This window comes from Paenibacillus sp. J31TS4, assembly GCF_018403265.1.
In the GTDB taxonomy this organism is placed as follows: Bacteria; Bacillota; Bacilli; order Paenibacillales; family NBRC-103111; genus J31TS4.
Map to the genome: position 1 here is coordinate 1061350 of NZ_BOSI01000001.1, position 17691 is coordinate 1079040.

A 17691-nucleotide genomic window follows, 5' to 3' on the forward strand; every position below is an offset into this window, starting at 1 on the left:
GTACGGAAGCATGCAAGCCTGCGATGACGAAGACAATTGCAAAAAAAAAGAAGGAGTCGGTTCCCTCAAACCCGGCTCCTTCTTTTTCCATTCCCCTAGGGAAGAACAATCCCGAGGCCGTCCCCTTCAACTCCCTTATCCGGTTCCCCCGTTTTATTCGGAGCCCGGCTCCTCGTAAAGCTCAAGACAGACCGGCTTTTTCACGGTGATCACGTCTCCCGTAGGCGTGAGCCTGCCCGTCTCCGCATCGATCGTGTAGGTCACGATCGTATCGGACTCCTGGTTGGCGGCGAGCAGCATCCGGCCGTCGCGGGTGACCGCGAAGTTCCGGGGGAAGCTGCCCTGGGTCGGCGTATGGTCGACATAGGTCAGCGTTCCGTCCTTGTCGTCCACCCGAAAGACGACGATGCTGTCGTGGCCGCGATTCGAGCCGTATAGAAACCGGCCGCAGGGCGACAAGTGAACGTCCGCGCAGTAGCTGGTCTCTCGATATCCCTCCGGCAGGGCGTTCACTATCTGCAGCTCCTCGAGCCGGCCGCTGAAGCCGTCATAGGCATAAGCGATAATCGTGTTGTCCAGCTCGTTGATCACGTAGGCCGTCCGGCCGGACGGGTGGAAGGTGAAGTGGCGCGGCCCCGCCCCCGGCGTAACCGTCGTCTCGTGCTGCCGGACCAGCTTGCCGTTCTCCTCATCAAGCCGATACACGACAATGCGGTCGATGCCGAGGTCGGGGACGAACGCGTACCGGTTCTCCGGATCGAGCACGATCGAGTGGGGATGCGGCCCCTCCTGCCGGTCCGTGCGCGGTCCGTTTCCGTCATGCTCTGCCATATCGCTCATAGGACCAATCCTTCCGTCCTCCTCCAGCGGGAACAGACAGACATTGCCGCCCGAATAATTCGCGACAAGCAGCCAGCGGCCGTTCTCCGAGAGGCTCAAGTGGCAGGGGGCGCCGCCCAGCGTCGGCTGGGCGTTCTTTCTCTCCCATCTCCCGGTCTCGGAATGCCGCGTGAACGAAACGACTTCCCCTTCTCCCGTCTCGCTGACCGTATACAGCCGGCCGCGCGCCGGGTCGACACGGACGAAGGACGGTCTCTCCAGTCCATGGGCCGTGTCACTCTCCGTCAGCTTCCTAGTCTCCGGCTGGAGAGCGTACAGATGCAGTCCCGCCTCCTCCCGCGAAGCGTATGTCCCTACCGCCACCATCACACGGCCGTTCATTCTCTGCTCGTTCATCCTTCCCCACTCCTTCGTCATAAGTTTCTTCCGGCTATCAGCGATCGTCTTGCCGGCTGCCTCGCAATCCTGTTCCTCCGGTACGCGTGGCCAGGTCATCGCGGTCATCCTTGTTCTTACCCGTTTTAGTGACCCCCCTTCTCTTTCCGTTCCGACCGGATTACCGGAAGCGGGTATCGTCCGACTTCCTCGTCTCCCTTCGCTTGAAAAAAGCATGGAATAAGGAGAGGGGAGGACCTCGGCACCGACCGCTGCCCGATGACCAGTCGAAGACAGGCAGCGCCTCTGTCGCCCAAGCGCGCCTTGAGGTATTTGTCTGCCAGGCTTCGGTCGGCAATGGACAGACATCTACATTTCCTCGGGGGACTTGGGCGACTGTACAATCCGTTCCACGTCCGCCCCCGTATACTTATCACAGGTTTACATTCCCGACGAGAAGGAGAGATCGACATGATGCATGGTTGCTGTCCGGTCAAAACCGTCGTCCACCCTACCACGTGCTGTGTCAGAGATTTTTATCATCCGCAAGTTGTCCGGCATATTCATCCTGTTGAGATTGTCAACCGCCATCATTGCGTCTATATTCCCGAGCATGTGGTCGCGGTCCGCACACGGAACGAGTGGGTGCCGACCCCGACTCCGTTCACCGGCTGAGGGACGTGTCAAAAGGACTCCTTCGGGAGTCCTTTTTGGCACCAACGCCCTCGTTCGGGGCTATCCGTCCCGCCGCGACACTCAAGCTCCCTCGTTACTCTTCCCAGTTCAGATCGGCCCAGATCGGAAAATGGTCGGTCGCGTATCCTCCGTCGACAAGGTCCGTTACGATTGCTGACGACGTCGGACGCAGGGCACCCCGTTTGAGAATCCAATCGATCCGGGACGTCTCCCCCCGCCCGGTCGGATCCTCGTAATTGTTGAAGGTGCCGAGTCCCTCGCCCGTGCGGACAGGCGCCTCCGTCCAGGTGTCGGACAAGCCGCCTTCCGTCAAGGTCCGGTATGGAATCGTTCCGGGGCCGACATTGAAGTCGCCGGTCAGAACGACCGGGGCGGACGTGTCCCACTCCCTCAGCTTCTCCAGCACCAGCTCGGCGCTCCGGCGCCTCGCTTCCTCAGACAGATGGTCGAAATGCGTGTTGGCCGCGTACAGCTCCCGTCCGTTCGTCTGGTCCCGAAGTTTCGCCCACGTCACCATGCGGGGAATCGTGTTCCCCCAGTGGCAGGAAGCGATCGTGTCGGGCGTCTCCGACAGCCAATAGTGGCCGTATTCGAGCACCTCGAACCGGCTGGCCCGGTAGAACAGCGCGCAAAACTCTCCGCTGCTGCCGCCGAGCCGTCCCAAACCGATCCAGCCGAAGCCCGGCAGAATCGCCTCCATGTCCTTTACCTGGCGGAAGACACATTCCTGCGTGCCGATCAGATCCGGCGCAGCAGCCGCGAGCAGACGGCGCAGCCGCGGCATCCGGTCCTCCCACGCGTTTGGCGACGAGTCGCAGGGGTTGCGCACATTCAAGCTCATGACGCGAAGCCCGCTTCCACTAGTCTCGCCCGCCGAGCCGGCATCCGTCCGGGCCGTCTCCATTCCGCCGGACAGTCCCCCATCCTGCCCGCCAAGCGGCATCGGTTCCTGTCCGCTTCCTGGCGCATTATCGTTCCTGCTCATTTCCATTCCCCTCCAGATTCCCCGGTCGGGTATTGTCTGCCCGACCGGCATCATTCTGCTTGTTCTAAATCGACCCTACGGGACCAGGATCGGACCCGGCCCGTACCCATGGCCCTGCCTGCCGCTAGTTGTCCGCGATTGCCTCGGGCACCCCGAAGCCGGGAATCAAGTTGTGATGATGGAGCCGGAACTCCCCCTCCTCCGTCTCCACTACCGATATGCCGATGTTGTCCATTCCCATGCTGCGGTACCGGCTGAGCGGCATCCCCAGCATCCCGGCCAAAAAGATCCGGAGCGTCGTGCTGTGGCTGACGACCGCAATCGCCTCGCCGGGGTGCCGGTCCGCCGTCTCGAGCAGCAGCTCCCGCATCCGGCCGTACACCTGTCCGGCCGTCTCTCCCGTCAAACCGGCCGGATGAGACTCCGGCGTGCTCTGCCAGGCGGCCCATGCCTCCGCATGCTTGTCCGAGATCTCCGGAGAGCGCAGACCTTCCCATAGGCCAAAATCGATTTCCGCCGCTCTCGCATCCCGCACGATCGGCAGTCCTTTCGTATGGGCCAGCGGCCCGGCCGTGTCGTACGCTCTCCGCAGAGTGGAGGCGTATACCCGGTCCAGCGGAACATGCTGCAGGTACACAGCCAGCTGTTCCGCCTGGTCGGCTCCCCGGGGCGACAGACAGATATCGGAGCGTCCGCAATACCGGTTGCCGTCCCGGTTCCATTCTGTCTCCCCATGCCGGATTAGATAATAACGCGTACTCATGTCAATCCAGCCGCTCCCCTGTCAGATCGAGCCAGTCCAGCTCCTCGCGGCTCAGCCGAATGCCCGCTCCCGCCGCGCAGGAATGCATCTCCTCCTTCGTCTGCGGCCCGATCAGCGCACAGGTCGGGAACGGCTGATTGAGCACATACGCAAGGGCGATCTCGATCGTCGTGGCTCCCTTCTCCGCAGCGAGTCGTTCGGCACGGCGGAGACGCTCCCAATTGCCGTCGCTGTAGAAGACCCGCTCGATATCACCGCCTGTCCTCACGTCCGGCGAATAACGCCCGGTGAAGAACCCTCTTGCCTGGGAGGACCAGGACAGGAGGGGCATCTGCACGCGCTCGTGCCACGCACACGCCTCGCGGTCTGCCGAGACGCAGCCCGACCAGAACGGCTCGTTCGCCTTGGCCAGGCTCAGGTTCGGGCTGCTGAAGGAGAAGCCGGTCAGACCGTGAGCGGCGGCATAGTCATTGGCCTCCTGGAGCCGCTCGTGCGTCCAGTTGGAGCCGCCGATCGCCCGGATGCGGCCCGCCTCCAAATGTCCGTTTAACGCCTCAACGATCGGTCCAACCGGCACGCCGGGGTCGTCGCGGTGAAGCGCATACAAATCGATGTAATCGGTCTGCAGCCTATCGAGACTCAACAGAAGATCCTGCTCGATCGCCTCGGGCGTCACCCGCGGACCGTTTGCGTCGTGGTGGGCGCCTTTGGTAAGAACGACGACCGACTCGCGGTTGCCCCGCTCGGCCATCCACCGTCCGATCGTCCCTTCGCTCTTGCCGCCGGCGTAGACATTGGCCGTATCGATGGCGGTTCCGCCTATGCGCACGAATTCGTCGAGCAGCTCACTGACCTTGCCGTACACCTCAGGTGTGTAATAATCCGTGCCCAGAATGAGCTTCGAGCAGGGCTTGCCCATTCCCGCAATCGTTATGTAGTCCATCCGTTCCTCCACCCTCTCCTATCCGTTGTCGATGACGACTCTGGCGCGTTCCCGGGACGAGCGCAGACAAGCATCCAGCGCCCTCATGTTTCGCACGGCGTCCTCCGGCTCTTTCTTCAGCGGGTGATCTCCCCACACCGCCCGGGCAAAATCGTCGGCCTGCACCGAGTATGCGTTCACTTGGGGAACGGACACCTCGCGTCTGCCGGATTTGCCGATGACGAAGAAATTCGACGCTTCGCTCTGCGGGCTGACATAAGCGGACGGCACCTCGATGCGCCCCTCCGTCCCCAGCACCTCCAGCGTGTTGCGGCCGGCGGCCCACATGCCGCAGTCGAACGTCAATCCGACGGAGCCGGGAAATTCAAGCAGTCCAGAAGCCATCATGTCCACATCTCCATGCTCGGCGGAATGAAACGCAAGCACCGTCGCCGCCTCCGGCTCCGTGCCGAGCAGATGCCGGGCAGCGCTGATCGGATAAACCCCGATGTCGTACAGCGAGCCGCCTCCCCACTCCCGGCGGAACCGGAAATTGCCGTGCGCGCCCGAGCTGTTGAACGTGAACGCGCCATGGATGCCGCGGATTTCCCCGATCTCTCCCGAACGGATGATCTCGAGGATCTGATCGTACCGAGGATGGTGGCGGTACATGAAAGCTTCGGCCAAAAGGACACCCGCCTCGGCGCACGCCCGTACCATCTCCTCTGCTTCCCGGCTGTCCAGGGCGATGGGCTTCTCGCACAGCACGTGCTTGCCCGCCTGCGCCGCCCTTATCGTCCACTCCTTGTGCAGGTGGTTCGGCAGCGGGATGTATACGGCATCCAGCGTATCGTCCTCTAGCAGTTCCTCATAGCTGCCGTAGGCGGCCGGGATGCCGTGTCTTTCGGCAGCTTCCATGGCCTTGGTCGTCTCCCGGCTGGCGATAGCGGCGACCTCGCCGGTCTCCGAAGCCGCTATTCCTGGAATGACAGCGTTCTCGGCAATGCGCGCACAGCCCAGAATGCCCCAGCGAAGCCTGTTGCGTTGCGTTGTCATCGTCTGGTTCCTCCCTTGTCCCGTTCCGATAAGAATGGTCATTCCTCCTCACTATATCACAATCAGCCAGCCGTCAAACTGGTCATTCGTCACGGAACCCGAACCAGCCTCCGGAAAGGGCCGGGACAAGCGGAAAACGGGAGAACCATGTGCGAATCGGCCGAAGCAAACTATGCGAATAGGCCTCCCAGAGCAAAAGAAATCAACGCCAAAGCAGGCGATCCGCACAGCGGTCCCATTCCATTCCCGAATAGAAACGCGCCTGGCCGGCGCGGCAAAAAAGCGTTCACCCAGCAGGGTGAACGCTTTTTTACGAATGGTCCGTTATGGCTTGACGCTCCCATACTCCGGGAGTTGTCTGAGCTTCGCTCTCTCGCGCCAGCTGCTTTTGCGCTCTGCCGGCACTGCCGTGACGGTCATATCCTCGCGCCGGCTAGGGCCGAGCGCGGCCTGCAGCAGATCGGGGTCGGTCACAGCAGGATTGAGCCAGAGCTCCATCGCCTTGGGCGACAGGATGGCCGGCATCCAGTCCTGGTAGCCCGAGACGAGGCGGCTCGCATCGGTTTTCAGAATGGAGAACGCCCTCTCCTCCCGACCAGAAGGACTCTGCCAGACGTCGTAGAACGCCGCCAGGCCGAAGACGCCGCTGTCCTTCAGATGGAAGCGGTACGCGGCCGTCCGCTTGCCTTCCTGCCGGTAGCCGTAAAAGCCGTCGCACGGCACGACACATCTCTGCTTGCGAAACAGATCGCGGTAGCCGGGATGCTCGGCGATCGTCCCGCTGTCGGCATGCACCGAGTCCTTCCCCCATTGGGGGAAGATGCCCCATGTATAGCAATCGAGACTTCGGCCAGAGGCGCCGGCCAGAATAACGGGAACCGGCCGGCTGGGCTCCAGCGTTTCGGACGCAGGAGGCGGCTCCTGCCGGACCGTCTCGATGCCGAATGCGGCGGACAGCCCTTCGAGGCGGGCGGATAAGGATAGGCGGGGATTCATCGCATCACCTGCTTCTTTTTGGTTCCAGTATCCGCCCTCCGGGGAGAAATATACGCCTCCTCCGATATAAAGTGTCTGCCCCGTACCAAAAGGATGTGCCCGCCGTCGAAGCGGATTTGCCCGCTGCCCGGCAGGCATGCTGGTGGCCTTCCATTGATCCGAGCAGCAAAACATCCCGCATTCTTCAAGACCGAAGAACGCGGGATGCTTGTTACGGCTGCTCGATACGCGGGATACTTTTTATGGCTGCGCCGCGATGTTGGAGATGCGGAAGGTCGCCATTCCCTTCCAAGTGTGGAACGGGAAAAACGCCATCTGGGACGTCCCGTCCGGGAGATACTGCCAGCCCGCATCCGTTTCTTTCAACAGGAGCAGCGTTCCTTCCGGGGTATTTCGGACTTCCTGGATCGGATAGCCGTGCGTCTTGCCTTCGGAATGGGTAACGATGACCGTTTTGCCTGCGGCGTCCGCCGCCACTTCGGCATCCACGAGCAGTGCATCGTATGGTGCGCCCTCGGCTTGCCGCAGCACCTGCTTGACAGTGCCCGTTACCGGGCCGGCTCCCGTTACGGTCTTTGCTCCCTTCTGCAGCTTGGTTCCGTCGATCAGCACCATCTTGGTGATCTCCCCGTCGACGGTCCGAATGAAGCCGTAACCGCCTTGCAGTTCGATATCGTCGACCTTAAGCGGGGTGCTCCCTCCGGCAGCGCTAAGGACATAATCCGTTGTCGCTCCATATGTCAGCTTCAGCGCGACCGAGCCGGGGGCCCCCTCTGACGGAGTCAGTTTTTCCACCTGCTCGATTTTAGGACCCTGCTCGCCTTTGTAAGCCTCCATGACGTTCACGAACGTACTTGTCAGGTCGGTGCCCGTTCGGCGGAGCACCATCTTGGGCATCCAGTACTTGACGGCTTCCGTATTCAAATCCTTCGTCGTTCCGTTCAGCCGGGTCGCCTGCAGAGAAGGCGCCTTGCCCAGGAAAAGCTCGTTCGCGCCGGGATCGACGATCCCCGTCACCTTCAGCTTCGCCTGCTCCGTCCCGTTCTGGGAGGTGTTCAGCGTCAGCTCGTAACGGCCGTCGGGCACTTCCGCACGCTTGACATCCTGGACATAGAGGTAGCCGTAATAATTCCCTTGGGCGTCTCCGTTATCATTCTCGGATTCCGGCATGCGAACCTTCGTGCCGGGCGGCAGCAGGTAGTCGTTGTATGGCTGAAGCTCCATATTCGCCGTGAACGTGGCATCCCGGTTGGCATCTCCACCAAGCGTATACTCGTGTCGGTCTCCTCCCGAGACGCGGAACAAGTCGACGACATAGCCGTCTTCCGGCGCTCCGCCGTCGAAACGGATCATCCATGGCTCCCGCTCGTATTGGTCCGTGACCGGATAAGCGCTCCCTTGGGAGGCTTTCTCGATTTTGACCGTGTCGTCGGATGCGGCGAACGTCTGGATTTGGCCGCCGTGCTCACCGCCGTTGGCCAGGCTCATATCGCTTCCGTTGACGACGACCGTGTTATGGGCCAGCGTGGACGTCGTCCATTTGCGGAAGAACGTATGCGTATAGCCGATGTCCGGCAGCAGCTCCTGGCCCTTGGCGAACAAGGTCAGGTTGAGAGGATCAAGATGATTGTGGCCGTATTTGGGCACGAAATTCAGGTACATCTGCTGCTGGGACGCTCCTGAGCCCAAAGTAAGACGCGAGATGCCGCTGGAGGCGAGCAGGTACGAGCCCAGGGACGTCTGTGGCGCCTTGGATTTTTCGTTCGCCCACGTATCCATAACCGGAACGTAGCTGCCGTTCGGATACGAGACGATATCTCCCATCGTTTTGGCTTTGCTTAACGCCGGGAAAGACTTCGCCATGTCCAGGTTGTCGATTCGCTGGCCGGTGCGCGGCGACGTATAGCCGGCCGGGTCGCTCCAGCCCTTCGACAGATCCATGCCCTGCAAAAGCCCGCCGACCGACTGGTTGTGATAGGAAATCGTCACTTCCTTCCAGAAGCCGTCGGACAGGAAGTAGTTCCGGGCAAAGTCCTGCATGAGCTCAACCACTTCATGCATATAAGAAGGATCGCCGGTTGCCTTCGCCATGCGGACCAGGCCGAGCCAGGTCGTATATTCCATGTTATGATTCAGAATCGGGAACGAACGGACGAACTCGAACGAAGGCACGAACATGTCCTCCACCAGCTTCTGCCCGAGATCCACGCCCAATTCTTCCTTCAGCAGGTCGAATGCGTTCGTCTGCTTCACTTTTTCATACGCCGTAATCAGGTAGCTCATGTTCGTCATTTCGCCGGTGTACCAGCGGTACCAAACGCCGCCCCAATAATGATAGGGAGGGCCGCTGACGACCGGATAGTTGGTCCAGTAGTAATCGTTCGTGGGCAGATAGCCCTTGTACGCCTCCAACCAGCGGTTCAGCAGCCGCGCCGCGCCGAGCGGATCGGTATCGGCGAGCTTGGCGGTTTCCCGGAGGACGTAATCCTTTTGGAAATACCAGAGATGCGCCGAGAAGAAATACCGGCGGCCTTGATCATCCTCATAATACGGATACTCCACGGTCTCTCCCTGCCGGTTCACGGCCGTCAGCTTGTGGTTCTCCGGATAGGCCGGATTCGGGTAAGCGGTGCCGGTCGACTTGGCCACTATTTGCTGCGGGTTGTCGGGACTCCAATTGTACAGCTGATACGGTCTTAAGTCCGGGTTCTCCGGCAGACCGGTGAAGATAAACCCGGCCGTGTCGGGGACCAGCTGCAGGAGCGATTGAACCTGCGGAGAAGCCTCCGCGTAAGCCAGCTGCCGCTTGGGCCCGTTGTCCTGTGGCAGCCGAACCCCCTCGTCGCCTGCCTTGATCAGATCCTGGCGGTCGAAGCTCAGCTCAAAATACCGGTACGCTCCTTGCCCTTGCCGGAACGCCGCCTTCAGCCGGTATTGCCCGTTCGCGAGCGGCCGGGGATGCCGGAAGGAAAGCCTCGTTTCGTTTTGCTGCCGAACGATGGCGGGAGCGTCCAGCAGGGTCGATTGCCCGTCGGGCGACTCCCAGACCAGCTGGAGGTCCTTCGTGTCGGCATGGATCGCATTAGAGGAAAGCACAAGCGTCTTGCTTTCATAGCTCGTATATTCGAGCCTCCATTTCTCCGGCTGCCACGGCTCGGCTTTGCCGCCGGCCGGAAGCTCCGGCAGCGAGGGCTTGGAGAAGAAGAGAGGGGCCGTCCGCTGCTGGTTCAGCAGGTGCGCGACCATCGAAATCCTTTCCGTTCCCTGATCGACTAGATAGGACTGGCGCACCGGCACCCAAGAGGAAAAGGGGTCTGAATTGATGCCGTAATAGCGTACGACATTGAACCGCCAGGCGTCTCCCTCGGCGACGCCCGAGAGGCCAAGCGACCGGAACGGAATTTGGGCTTCCAGTGTCCAGGCATCGTCATGCCGGGCGATCTGGACTTGGGCGCCCTTCAGGATGTCGGATTTCTCGCCCCAATCGACGGCGATTTCGCGTCCCCCTTCCGAGATGGGAACCCGGAGCCGGTAATGCGAGCCGCCGGCACCGCCCGGAGAGAGGAGCACTTCGACGATCTCGGTCTCCGGCTGCCGTTCCGGTTGTTCCTTGTGTCCCTCAAGCGCCAGATACAAGCTATCGTCGGTGTACATCCAATACATGTCCGTGTCCGAGCCGGCCGCTTGCTTGTCGTACATGGTTACGAATCCGCTGGCGTGAAAGCCCGAGGCCCATGCCTCCTCCAGCTCCCCGTCCAGCACCGGGGCCGCTCCGGTTTTCGGAACGACGGCCCACCTGTCTGCGTAGCCGTCAACCTCGGCTGCCGCTGGGACCGGCTCGACCGGTCCGTTCTTGGGGGCGGCTGCTGCAGACCCCATCAAAGCCGTCCATCCAAGTAATACGATACTTGCCGCATGAACCCAACGCTTGTGCAACTGTCATCTCCTCCTAGCTTCTAGTGGATCGACCGCCCGATTATGTAAGGGCTTGCAAAAGTATGGAATTTCGTCCGGGTGACCGTTCTCAGGGCTACTATAGCCCTCGTTCACAAACAACTTCAAGGACATTAATAGAACCATAAATGATTGCGCTACCAATTGTTTACAAAATAACCTTTGCTCTCAGGGACTTTCGGCCTACGAAACAATATTTCAGACTTTCCCCTCATCTGGCAAATAATGTTTTACAAACAGAGAGAGCCTCCCTTATACTTGGTTCAAACCGCCGTGCGATGCGTTGGCCCCCTCCGTTCATACCGATATCCGCCCTACTGCTCTTCACTAGACCGCTCGGCTCCCGAGTCTCTCGGACCGACCGCCCGCCGGCTTTTCCTATCGCTTACCGGGAGGTGATGCTGCACTCTGTCTTCCATCCGTTTCTGGTCATGTTCTTCATCATCCTATTCGATAGCAAGGAGTGAATTCGATTGACGCGCAGGACACGCAAGCACAAAAAAACGGCTGCTCTCTGTACCGCCCTGATTCTCATGCTGGGCACGTTTATGCCGATTGTTGAAAGCGCTCTTACGGGTGCCCGCGCCATGGCTGCCGGCACCTCTCCCGTCTCGGTGGAGGAATTCGAGGAGCTGGCTCACCTGTCCGCTTCGTCGGCCAGAGCCAAATCCGTCAAGCAGGAGCTGACCAGCCGGCCCGCCCCCGTCCGTTACGGGTACCACGCCGTGAAGCTCGCCTACGACTTCATCGGCACGGAAGGCACCTCCGCCGCTTATTTGAATTTCGCCGATCCGGCCGGCTCCGCCGGACGGACGCTGGACGGCTATCCGAAGAAGCTCGGGCTCTGGGTGTACGGAGACGGCAACAATCACTGGCTGCGCGCCCAGCTGCAGGATGCGGCCGGCTCCAAGCCGGCGATCGACTTCACGAGCAGCAGCGGGCTCAGCTGGACTGGATGGAAGTACGTGACGGCCTCGGTGCCGAGCGGCCTGCAGCTGCCGATCAAGCTGAACAACGTGTACGTGGCCGAAACAAAGGACACGAACAAGAATGCCGGCGCGCTCTATTTTGACCGGCTGCGGTCCTTCTACACTGCCTCCACGGTGTTCGGCATAGACGTCGAGGGGCTCGGCCCGATGCAGACTGGCGAGACCCGGCAGGCTCAAGCGTACGCCACCTACCAGGACAGCAAGGAGCCGGTCCTGCTGGCCTCCGGCGTCACGTTCGCCAGCAGCCAGCCGGACGTCGCCTCGATCGACGGATCCGGCGTCGTCCGCGCACTGAAGCCCGGCAAGGCGGTCATCACAGCCTCTTCCGGCGACGCCCCTCAGGGCGCTTACGAAGTGACCGTCACCGCGGAAGCACCGGTGCCTGCGCGCCTCGAGATCGCGGCGCCGACCGAGATGACCGCTGGGGACGCGGGCCGGCTGCGCGTCTACGCGGCTTATGCGGGAGCAGCGGAGCCGGTGGAGGTAACGAAGCTCGCCTCCTTCGCGAGCAGCAGTCCGGAGACGGCCACTGTGGACACCGCCGGCAGCCTGCGTGCCGTCAAAGCGGGGACAACCACGCTCAGCGCAAGCTTCGGCGGCGTCTCGGCGCTGCATCCGCTGACGGTGCGGACGCCCGTCCCGGTACTCCAGTCGATCGAGATGTCGGGACTCGGCGCCATGAAGCTCGGCGAGAGCCGGCAGGCGAAGGTGCTGGCCGCCTATACGCTGACCGACGGTCCGGTCGATGTGACGGCGAGCACCGCCTACAAAAGCTCCGATCCGGCCATTGCCTCAATCGATTCTTCCGGTAAAGTCATCGCCCACCAGATCGGAACGACCCGGATCACCGCTACTTACGGCGGCAAGACAAGCGACTCGCTCGTCATCGTGAACAAGGAGCTGCCTTCGCCAAAGCGGGAGCTGCGCGCCGCCTGGATCGCGTCGGTTGAGAATATCGACTGGCCCAAGAAGGGCGTGACGGATCCGTCGCAGCAGCGGAGCGATTTCATCAAGCTTCTCGACGACTTGAAGGGAATGGGCATGAACGCGGTAGTCGTGCAGATCAAGCCGACCGCCGACGCGTTCTATCCCTCCAAGTACGGTCCCTGGTCCCAATGGCTTACGGGCGTGCAGGGCAAGGATCCCGGGTACGATCCGCTCGCCTTCATGATCGAAGAGGCGCATAAGCGAAACCTGGAGTTCCACGGCTGGTTCAACCCGTACCGCATCAGCATGAACGACAAGTTTGACCAGCTCGTCGCCGATCACCCGGCCCGCCAGCACCCCGACTGGGTCGTCACCTACGGCGGCAAGATCTATTATAATCCCGGCGTCCCGGAAGCTCAGCGTTTCATCGTAGACGGCGTCATGGAAGTCGTGAACCGATACGATATCGACGGCGTGCATTTCGACGACTATTTCTACCCTTATCCGGTCGCCGGAGCGGACTTCCCGGACGACGCCCAATATCGGCAGTATGGTGCCGGCTTCAAGAACAAAGGCGACTGGAGACGGCATAACGTCAACACCTTTATCGAGGAGCTGTCGCGGGAGATCAAGCAGGCGAAAAGCTACGTCCAGTTCGGCATCAGTCCGTTCGGCATCTGGCGGAACAAGGCGGACGATCCGACCGGCTCCGATACGAACGGCCTGCGCAACTACGACGACCTGTTCGCCGATACGCGGGCCTGGATCCGCCAAGGCTGGATCGATTACATCACGCCTCAGCTGTACTGGAACTTCGGCTACTCGCCGGCCGCCTACGAGAAGCTCGTGGACTGGTGGATCCGTGAGACGTCCGGCACGCAGGTGCAGCTCTATATCGGGCAGGCTCCTTACCGGATCGGGTCCGGCACGGACCCGGCCTGGAACTCGCCGGACGAGATGCCGAACCAGCTGACCTTCAACCGGAACTTCCCGGGCGTGAAGGGCAGCACGTTCTTCAGCGCCAAGGATCTGCTATCCAACCCGCTCGGGTTCGCGGATAAGCTGAAGACATCCCTGTATGCGGCGCCGGCTCTCATCCCGCCGCTGCCGTCCATCCGAATGGAGCTTCCGCAGCCTGTCCAGCTGGCCGCCTCGGCCCGCGGGTCGGCGGGCATCGAGCTGACATGGGAGGACAACGCGACGAGCACGGCCTCTTACTATGTGATCTACCGCTTCGAGGGAGAAGCGGCCGGCAGCATCGAGAACGCCTCGAGCATTCTCACGACCGTCCGGAAATCCGGCACCGGACGGCAGACCTGGACCGACCGGGGAGTCGCTGACGGCGTCACCTACACGTACGTCGTGACGGCGGTCAACCGGGCCCATGGCGAGAGCGCGCCCAGCAAGGCCGTCACGCTGAACAACCGGACGGACGGTACGCCGCCCGTCACCCAGCTTACGCTGCAAGGAACAGAGCGAAGCGGCTGGTACGTCAGCGACGTCACGATTACGCTCCAGGCGGCGGACGTAGGCTCCGGCGTCAAGTTGACCGAATACAACCTGGATGGGGGCGCTTCCTGGCAGCCGTACACCGCTCCGTTCTCCTTGACGGTGGAGGGCCGGTATTCGCTCTCCTTCCGCTCGGCCGACGCAGCGGGCAACGTCGAACCCATCCGGACCGTTGAGCTCGCGATCGACAAGACAGGACCCGTCGTGCGGATCGAAGGAAATCGCACCTACACGGTAGACCAGACGGTCCGGATTACTTGCACCGCGACGGACGCCGTATCCGGCGTCGTCTACGATCCGTGCACCTCTCCGCTCGTCGAAGGCCCTGCCTACAAGCTCGGTCTCGGCAAGCATACCGTGCAGGTGACGGCGGCCGATGCCGCCGGCCATACCACAGAAGCGAACGCGAGTTACCAGGTGACGGTGACCGATAGCAGCCTGCTCGCCCTGATCCGTGAGTGGCTGGAGGGGCTCGGCGACCACGGCATCGCGAACTCGCTTCTCAAGAAGGCCGAGCACGGGCAGTGGGGAGCCTTCCAGAACGAAGTCCTCGCCCAGCGAGGCAAGAAGATCCCGGCGGCGGAGGCAGACCTGTTCCTCCAGCTGGTCCGCTCGCTTCCCTAAACGAACTTCATCAAGCTAATAAGCTCCGGCGGGTCTTCCCGCCGGAGCTCTTTGCGTGCATGCGGATGCGCCCGCTCGCCGGCCCTTCAATACCTAGTCTCCGTATCCGGCTTCCCGAAGCATGGCCTCGAGGTTGGTTCGCGCCCGGGCGATCCGGCTGTCAATCTCCTCCAGGGGAAGCGGATCCGAGCTCGGGACGCCGTCGACTCGCTCCACGATAACAGGACCGTTATAACCGCTCTGTTGAAGCAGGGCGAACTGCTGCCGGAACGGAATGTCTCCTTCTCCCGGCACCGGAAACTCCAGGTGTGCGCGGCCGCCCCGGTGGTCCTTTGCCACAAAGGAATAGACGCGCCCGCCCATTAAGGCCAGATCTTCCTGCGTATCCATCCCTTCGTAAAAGTGCACGTTGCCCGGGTCGTAGCTCGCACTGACCGAGGCCGAGCCGATAGCGGCCAGCGTATCCAGCAGGACGCGGGCGCTGGCCGTGTTCCCGGTGTGCGGCTTGATCGTAATCGTCAGGCCATGCCGTTCTGCCGATACGGCAAGCTCGCGCATACGCTCCACGTACTGGCGATTCTTCTCCCGTAGCTCTTCCTCCGGCAGCGGTTCGTCCGGAAACTTCCGGTAACCCCAAGTTCCGAGGGTCAGCACCTCGCGGATGCCGAGCTCCCGTGCCACCTCCAGCCGATGGAGAGCCAGCTCGAACGGTTGTGCGGGCGCGAGCTGGGTGGAGCAGACGAGCGCGATCGGCTTGAGATTGTACCTGCCGAGCAGCTCACGGACGCGGCTTACCGCTTCTCCGTCCTCCGGCGGAAAAATATCCTGTCCTTCGTGCGGCCCGCCCAGAGCGACGTACCGGTAGCCGGCCGAAGCAATCCCCTCTATCGCCCTCTCCAGCGGATACGCCGTGTAAGGAAGCGTCATACAAGCTAATTGGACCATGCTATCTCCTCCCTGTTGTGCCTCGAACCGGCACCTCCCGGCAGCGCGGTTCGGCGGCATCCTGTCACGAAACCGGCTGCACGAATACTTCCCTGCGTTCCTTGAGCGACCGGTACGCCGCCTCCGAGACGGCAATTGCCCGCAGACCGTCGTTGAGCGTAATAAGTGGAGTCCGGTCCTCCCGGATGCACGAGAGAAAATGGCTGTGCATCTGCTTCCACATATCGTTCTCCGCAAACGTAATCCGCTCCTCCGGTCCGTCCGCTCCTTTGACGCGCAGTTCCCCGTCCTGGTTCAGGACGGTCAGCCCTTCGGATGCCACGCCCGTCATGTCCTGCTCCACTCTCGTAATCCAAGGCGTGCTGACGGAGCCTACGCCGCCCGAGGCGAACCGGAGGGCGACCGTGAAGCCGTCCGCCACGCTGCCTGGCGGTAGCAAGTAGGTGCCACCGTAAGCGAACACGCTCTCGACCTCGCCGCAGTACCACCGGAGCAGATCGTAGTCATGCGAGCCGTGCGAATAGATCGGGCCCTTCGCCCGTTCGTCGTCGAAGTACCAATCGGGAGTATCGTAATAGTGGTTCCGGTATTTGTCGAATACCTGCTGTCCCGGATCGAGATAATGAGTCCGCATCGACCAGCCTTGAAGCGGCCGTCCCGCCGCCTGGCCGGACAGAATCTCCTTCATCCGGCGAAAGGCCGGGTCGAACCGGAGCGGATAACCCACCATCGCTTTGAGTTCCGGGCGGCGCTCTCCGGCCTCGACAATGCGGAGCCCGTCCTCATAGCTCGTCGCAATGGCCTTTTCGAGGAACAGATGCCTGCCGCTCGCCAGCACTGCTTCGGCAATCTCCACATGAAGGTGGTCGGGCGTGGCAACCCAGACCGCGTCCAGCTCCTGTTCCAGCAGCTCCTGCCACGAACCGCAGACGGCCGCGCCGACCTCCGCTGCGAGCCGCTCCGCTTTGTCCCTCGAGCGGTTATGGACGGCGGCGACCGTAACGCCGGGCAGCGAGTGAAGGGTCCGCGCATGCAGCGTCCCCATCAAGCCGCAGCCGATGATCCCCGCTTTGATCACTTCGCTTCTCTCCCTTCCATCGTGACGCGTTCCCCGTTCCGGTACATGTCCCAGATAGCCCGATGCGAGCGGAGCGCTTCCCGGCCGCCCGTCTCCGGCTCCCGTCCCTCCCGGATGCAGGAGAGGAAATGCTCGATCTCATAAATGGCTTTCGTTCCTTCCTGAGGCGTCAGCGGAGTCACCGGGCCGAACAGCGTCCTGCTTCCCTGTTCGTCCACTATCCGCAGCTCGCTCATGCCCGAATTGAGCGTCAGCAAAGCCTGCGGCGTGTGCAGATGGAGCAGCGCAGGCGTTTCCTTATAACGGATGCCCCAGCTGGTCTCCAGATGAGCGACGGCGCCTCCCTCGAAGGTGAGAACGCCGTGAGACGTGCCCTCCCCCTCCATCCATTCCGTCCCGCTGCGGGTGCCGACGGCCACCGCGCTGACCGGCTCGCCGAGCAGCCACAGCAGCAGATCGACGTAATGGCAGCCGTGGCTGAACAGCACCCCGCCCCCCAGCGTCTCCTTGCGGGAGAACCACGAGCCGGGCATCGGCGGCAGGTAGCCCTGGATCCAGCAGTCTGCGTTGAAAGGCTTGCCGTATGCTTCGGTTTCCACGAGCTCCTTGAGCTTGCGGATGATCGGCAAATAGCGCACGATATACGCCATCATGAAGACGATGCCCTTCTCCTCCGCCGCGCGCAGGATCGCTTCGCAGTCTTCCGGCGTATGGGCGAGCGGCTTCTCCAGCAGCACATGCTTGCCGGCGGCGATCGCCTCAAGCGACTGTGAAGCGTGCAAATGATGCGGCGTGCACAGGCTGACCGCATCCACATCGTCCAGCACCTGGGTCCAATCCGTCGCGGCTCGGCAGCCAAGCTCAGTGGCAACCCGCTCAGCCTTGTCCCGGTCGAGATCCACCACCCAGCGCAGCTCGGCCCCTTCGGACGCCGCATAGGCATATGCATGCTGGAGCCCCATATTCAGTCCCACCACCGCGGTTCGAATCTTGGTCATCCGTTCTTCCCTCCTGTTCATTTTCAGGCGTGCA

12 protein-coding genes are annotated in these 17691 nt (G+C 61.9%); 2 read left to right on the plus strand and 10 right to left on the minus strand.

The features are described 5' to 3' along the window. Positions 1–153: 153 nt before the first annotated feature. Entirely contained in the window at positions 154–1335 is a 1182-nt protein-coding gene (locus tag KJS47_RS04895) for a lactonase family protein (protein WP_213523292.1), read from the minus strand. A 351-nt stretch (positions 1336–1686) separates the two neighbouring features. On the opposite strand from KJS47_RS04895, the gene KJS47_RS04900 reads away from it, so the two are divergent. Continuing rightward, positions 1687–1890 carry a CotD family spore coat protein gene (locus tag KJS47_RS04900; RefSeq protein ID WP_213523294.1) on the plus strand — a complete coding sequence of 68 codons (204 nt, stop codon included), beginning with the start codon at positions 1687–1689 and terminating at the stop codon, positions 1888–1890. Positions 1891–1984: 94 nt separating this feature from the next. On the opposite strand, the gene KJS47_RS04905 is transcribed toward KJS47_RS04900, so the two are convergent. The 6 genes from KJS47_RS04905 to KJS47_RS04930 form a co-directional block, all read right to left on the minus strand. Then, a complete protein-coding gene (locus KJS47_RS04905; protein ID WP_213523296.1) occupies positions 1985–2896 on the minus strand; it encodes an endonuclease/exonuclease/phosphatase family protein in 912 nt (303 codons plus the stop codon). 124 nt (positions 2897–3020) lie between these two features. Then, entirely contained in the window at positions 3021–3659 is a 639-nt protein-coding gene (locus tag KJS47_RS04910; protein ID WP_213523298.1) for a histidine phosphatase family protein, read from the minus strand. 1 nt (position 3660) lies between these two features. Beyond that, on the minus strand, positions 3661–4602 hold the full coding sequence (locus KJS47_RS04915; protein ID WP_213523299.1) for an aldo/keto reductase: 942 nt from the start codon (positions 4600–4602) through the stop codon (positions 3661–3663). 18 nt (positions 4603–4620) lie between these two features. Further along, positions 4621–5637 (minus strand): Gfo/Idh/MocA family protein, encoded by a 1017-nt coding sequence (locus tag KJS47_RS04920; protein ID WP_213523300.1) that lies wholly within the window; start codon positions 5635–5637, stop codon positions 4621–4623. A 324-nt stretch (positions 5638–5961) separates the two neighbouring features. Then, the gene (locus KJS47_RS04925) at positions 5962–6633 is read right to left on the minus strand and encodes an SOS response-associated peptidase (RefSeq protein WP_213523301.1); all 672 of its coding nucleotides are present in this window, start codon (positions 6631–6633) and stop codon (positions 5962–5964) included. Between the two features lie 240 nt (positions 6634–6873). Continuing rightward, entirely contained in the window at positions 6874–10569 is a 3696-nt protein-coding gene (locus KJS47_RS04930) for a heparinase II/III domain-containing protein (protein ID WP_213523302.1), read from the minus strand. 491 nt (positions 10570–11060) lie between these two features. Between KJS47_RS04930 and KJS47_RS04935 the strand changes: the two genes are divergently transcribed. Continuing rightward, entirely contained in the window at positions 11061–14636 is a 3576-nt protein-coding gene (locus KJS47_RS04935; RefSeq protein WP_213523303.1) for a family 10 glycosylhydrolase, read from the plus strand. A 93-nt stretch (positions 14637–14729) separates the two neighbouring features. On the opposite strand, the gene KJS47_RS04940 is transcribed toward KJS47_RS04935, so the two are convergent. The 3 genes from KJS47_RS04940 to KJS47_RS04950 form a co-directional block, all read right to left on the minus strand. Then, entirely contained in the window at positions 14730–15581 is an 852-nt protein-coding gene (locus KJS47_RS04940) for a sugar phosphate isomerase/epimerase family protein (RefSeq protein WP_213523304.1), read from the minus strand. A gap of 64 nt (positions 15582–15645) precedes the next feature. Continuing rightward, entirely contained in the window at positions 15646–16659 is a 1014-nt protein-coding gene (locus tag KJS47_RS04945) for a Gfo/Idh/MocA family protein (RefSeq protein ID WP_213523305.1), read from the minus strand. Then, positions 16656–17657, minus strand: a complete 1002-nt coding sequence (locus tag KJS47_RS04950; RefSeq protein ID WP_213523307.1) for a Gfo/Idh/MocA family protein — start codon at positions 17655–17657, stop codon at positions 16656–16658. The genes KJS47_RS04945 and KJS47_RS04950 overlap by 4 nt, the downstream gene beginning before the upstream one ends. Between the last annotated feature and the right edge of the window lie 34 nt (positions 17658–17691).